General features: G+C 54.7%; 2 tRNA genes and 2 rRNA genes. All 4 read left to right on the top strand.

The window, feature by feature from the left end:
• Positions 1-234 precede the first annotated feature (234 nt).
• Positions 235-311, top strand: a tRNA-Ile gene (locus AC0L25_RS31955).
• An 88-nt stretch (positions 312-399) separates the two neighbouring features.
• Positions 400-475: transfer RNA gene (locus AC0L25_RS31950), tRNA-Ala, on the top strand.
• 472 nt (positions 476-947) lie between these two features.
• A 23S ribosomal RNA gene (locus AC0L25_RS31945) occupies positions 948-3,766 on the top strand.
• 276 nt (positions 3,767-4,042) lie between these two features.
• Positions 4,043-4,157: ribosomal RNA gene (gene rrf / locus AC0L25_RS31940) — 5S ribosomal RNA — on the top strand.
• The last annotated feature ends 15 nt before the right edge of the window (positions 4,158-4,172 follow it).

The following is a 4,172-nucleotide window of genomic DNA, read 5'->3' as shown; positions in this document are numbered from 1 at the left end:
CTTGGAACAAGACGGAAGAGAGTCACTCTTACCGTCGTGCATACCTTAAGCGGGTCTGCCGCCTTCGTTTCTCTTTCTTCGCGAATGACTTTGGATCAGCGCTCGCGCGCCGTACCGCGGCCCTTTGGGCCGCTGGCGCTCCGCGAGGGCGCGGCATAAGCCGCGACGGCCGGTCGGCCTTGCGAGGCTTTGCCTCGAGGTCACCAGCTCGTTACTGGCAGAGCGCGGTCTTTAGGGCTTGTAGCTCAGTTGGTTAGAGCGCGCGCTTGATAAGCGTGAGGTCGGAGGTTCAAGTCCTCCCAGGCCCACCATCTCCGGTGCAACCCGAAGGGTTGTCGCTCGCAATCCGCAAGGATTGTCGATCTCCTCGATAGAGGCAACTCGAAGAGGTGTTATCAAGGGGCCGTAGCTCAGCTGGGAGAGCGCCTGCTTTGCAAGCAGGATGTCGTCGGTTCGATCCCGTCCGGCTCCACCACTTCCGCGCGATCCCGAAGGGATCGTCGCTGCGCAATCCGCAGGATTGTCGCTTCTTCTCCGGGAGAAAAAGGGTGTCGAGTGGATGTGGAGCGGGCTGGGAAAAAGTCATTCGTTTAAGAGTTTGCGGCGAGCTTCTTGGCTCTCCGCCTGTTCTGTATGACATCGTAAAGAGAAGATTTGTTCGAACTTCATATCCTTGAAAAGGGATGTGATTTGTCGCGGGAGACGCTCAATCTCCCGCATATGATGGGCTTGCCTAACCGCACCCTCGAACCGATCTCGAGAAGCTGGTCTTTTTGTGCCAATTCCATTGAAGCAGATTCTGCACAGGATCTGGTTCGAGCGACGATCCCTTTGGGATCGCGCTGGGCGACGATCTCTTCGAGATCGCGCTGAGGCAAAGATCCTTCGGGATTGAGCTGAAGCGACGATCCCTTTGGGATCGCGCGGTGGGTATTGGCAATGAGAACGATCAAGTGTCTTAAGGGCAATTGGTGGATGCCTTGGCATGCACAGGCGATGAAGGACGTGATACGCTGCGATAAGCTACGGGGAGGTGCGAATACCCTTTGATCCGTAGATTTCCGAATGGGGAAACCCACCTAAGGTGCTTGGAAAATCAGAGCAGCCAGTGGTCGACAAGACCGCTGGCTGCTGTGGTTTCCAAGTATCTGTAATAGGTAACTTATCCTGAATACATAGGGATAAAGTGGCGAACGCGGGGAACTGAAACATCTAAGTACCCGTAGGAAAGGACATCAACCGAGACTCCGGCAGTAGTGGCGAGCGAACCCGGACCAGGCCAGTGGCGATGATGAGACAAGCGGAACCTTCTGGAAAGTAGGGCCATAGTGGGTGACAGCCCCGTACGCGTAATGCAAATCATCGTCCTCGAGTAAGGCGGGACACGTGAAATCCTGTCTGAAATTGGGGGGACCACCCTCCAAGCCTAAGTACTCGTGCATGACCGATAGCGAACTAGTACCGTGAGGGAAAGGTGAAAAGCACCCCGACAAGGGGAGTGAAAGAGTACCTGAAACCGATTGCCTACAAACAGTGGGAGTCCAAGGTTCGTCCTGGGTGACCACGTACCTTTTGTATAATGGGTCAGCGACTTAGTGTGACGAGCAAGCTTAAACCGGTAGGTGTAGGCGCAGCGAAAGCGAGTCTGAACAGGGCGTTCAGTTCGTCGCATTAGACCCGAAACCGAGTGATCTAGCCATGAGCAGGTTGAAGGTAAGGTAACACTTACTGGAGGACCGAACCCATAACTGTTGCAATAGTTCGGGATGACTTGTGGCTAGGGGTGAAAGGCCAATCAAACTCGGAAATAGCTGGTTCTCCGCGAAATCTATTTAGGTAGAGCGTCGACCGAATACCCCAGGGGGTAGAGCACTGGATGGGCTAGGGGTCCTCACCGGATTACCAAACCTAACCAAACTCCGAATACCTGGGAGTACTAGTCGGCAGACACACGGCGGGTGCTAACGTCCGTCGTGAAAAGGGAAACAACCCTGACCTACAGCTAAGGTCCCCAAGTTATGGCTAAGTGGGAAAGGATGTGAGGATCCCAAAACAACCAGGATGTTGGCTTAGAAGCAGCCATCATTTAAAGAAAGCGTAACAGCTCACTGGTCTAAATAAGGGTCTTTGCGCCGAAAATGTAACGGGGCTCAAGCCATACACCGAAGCTTAGGGTTCGTGAGCAATCACGAGCGGTAGCGGAGCGTTCTGTAAGCTGATGAAGCCATACCCGTGAGGGGTGGTGGAGGTATCAGAAGTGCGAATGCTGACATGAGTAACGTAAGGGGAGTGAGAGACTCCCCCGCCGAAAGTCCAAGGGTTCCTGCTTAAAGCTAATCTGAGCAGGGTTAGCCGGCCCCTAAGTCGAGGCAGAAATGCGTAGACGATGGGAACCACGTTAATATTCGTGGGCCTGGAGGAAGTGACGGATCATTGAGGTAGTCCAATCTTATCGGATTGAAAGGGCTGCTGCGTGGTTCCAGGAAATAGCTCCTCCTTATAGACCGTACCCGAAACCGACACTGGTGGACTGGTAGAGTATACCAAGGCGCTTGAGAGAACTATGCTGAAGGAACTCGGCAAATTGCACGCGTAACTTCGGAAGAAGCGTGACCCTTTTCCACGCAAGTGGAGGAGGGTGGCACAGACCAGGGGGTAGCGACTGTTTATCAAAAACACAGGGCTCTGCGAAGTCGCAAGACGACGTATAGGGTCTGACGCCTGCCCGGTGCTGGAAGGTTAAGAGGAGGGGTGCAAGCTCTGAATCGAAGCCCCAGTAAACGGCGGCCGTAACTATAACGGTCCTAAGGTAGCGAAATTCCTTGTCGGGTAAGTTCCGACCTGCACGAATGGCGTAACGACTTCCCCGCTGTCTCCAGCATAGACTCAGTGAAATTGAATTCCCCGTGAAGATGCGGGGTTCCTGCGGTTAGACGGAAAGACCCCGTGCACCTTTACTATAGCTTTACATTGGCATTCGTAGTGGCATGTGTAGGATAGGTGGTAGGCTTTGAAACCTGGGCGCCAGCTCAGGTGGAGCCACCCTTGAAATACCACCCTTATCACTATGGATGTCTAACCGCGGCCCGTCATCCGGGTCCGGGACAATGTATGGTGGGTAGTTTGACTGGGGCGGTCGCCTCCTAAAGAGTAACGGAGGCGCGCGATGGTGGGCTCAGAACGGTCGGAAATCGTTCGCTGAGTGCAATGGCATAAGCCTGCCTGACTGCGAGACTGACAAGTCGAGCAGAGACGAAAGTCGGTCATAGTGATCCGGTGGTCCCGCGTGGAAGGGCCATCGCTCAACGGATAAAAGGTACGCCGGGGATAACAGGCTGATGACCCCCAAGAGTCCATATCGACGGGGTTGTTTGGCACCTCGATGTCGACTCATCGCATCCTGGGGCTGGAGCAGGTCCCAAGGGTATGGCTGTTCGCCATTTAAAGCGGTACGTGAGTTGGGTTCAGAACGTCGTGAGACAGTTCGGTCCCTATCTGCCGTGGGTGTAGGAATATTGAAAGGATCTGTCCCTAGTACGAGAGGACCGGGATGGACGGATCTCTGGTGGACCTGTTGTGGCGCCAGCCGCATAGCAGGGTAGCTATATCCGGACGGGATAACCGCTGAAGGCATCTAAGCGGGAAACCCACCTTAAAACGAGTATTCCCTGAGAACCGTGGAAGACGACCACGTTGATAGGCCGGGTGTGGAAGAGCGGCAACGCTTGAAGCTTACCGGTACTAATAGTTCGATCGGCTTGATCGTTCTCATTCCCTATGCCCATCTGACAAGTCAGATGGTCTGTTCTCACTCACGCTTGTTCCGCCCTGCGGGCGGCGCTACGTGGGTGCGGCGCATCGGCGCCGACGGTCGGTCGACCTTGCGAAGCTTCGCTTCGAAAGGCGCCAGGACCAAGAACGGTAAAGGCACAACATAAGACCAGCGAACAGCTCAGAGAGAGCAGAAAATAGGGTTCCCTATTCGCTACTCACTATTGGCTATTCGCTCAAAAAGCTTCTCGAGCAACGTGCGCTTTGCCGACCTGGTGGTTATGGCGGAGCGGCTGCACCCGATCCCATTCCGAACTCGGCCGTGAAACGCTCCAGCGCTGATGGTACTTCGTCTCAAGACGCGGGAGAGTAGGTCGCTGCCAGGTCTGCAAAACGCACGT

Source organism: Mesorhizobium sp. WSM4813, assembly GCF_055811555.1.
Note: the sequence above shows the minus strand (reverse complement) of the source record. Positions and strands in the feature narration are given on the sequence as shown.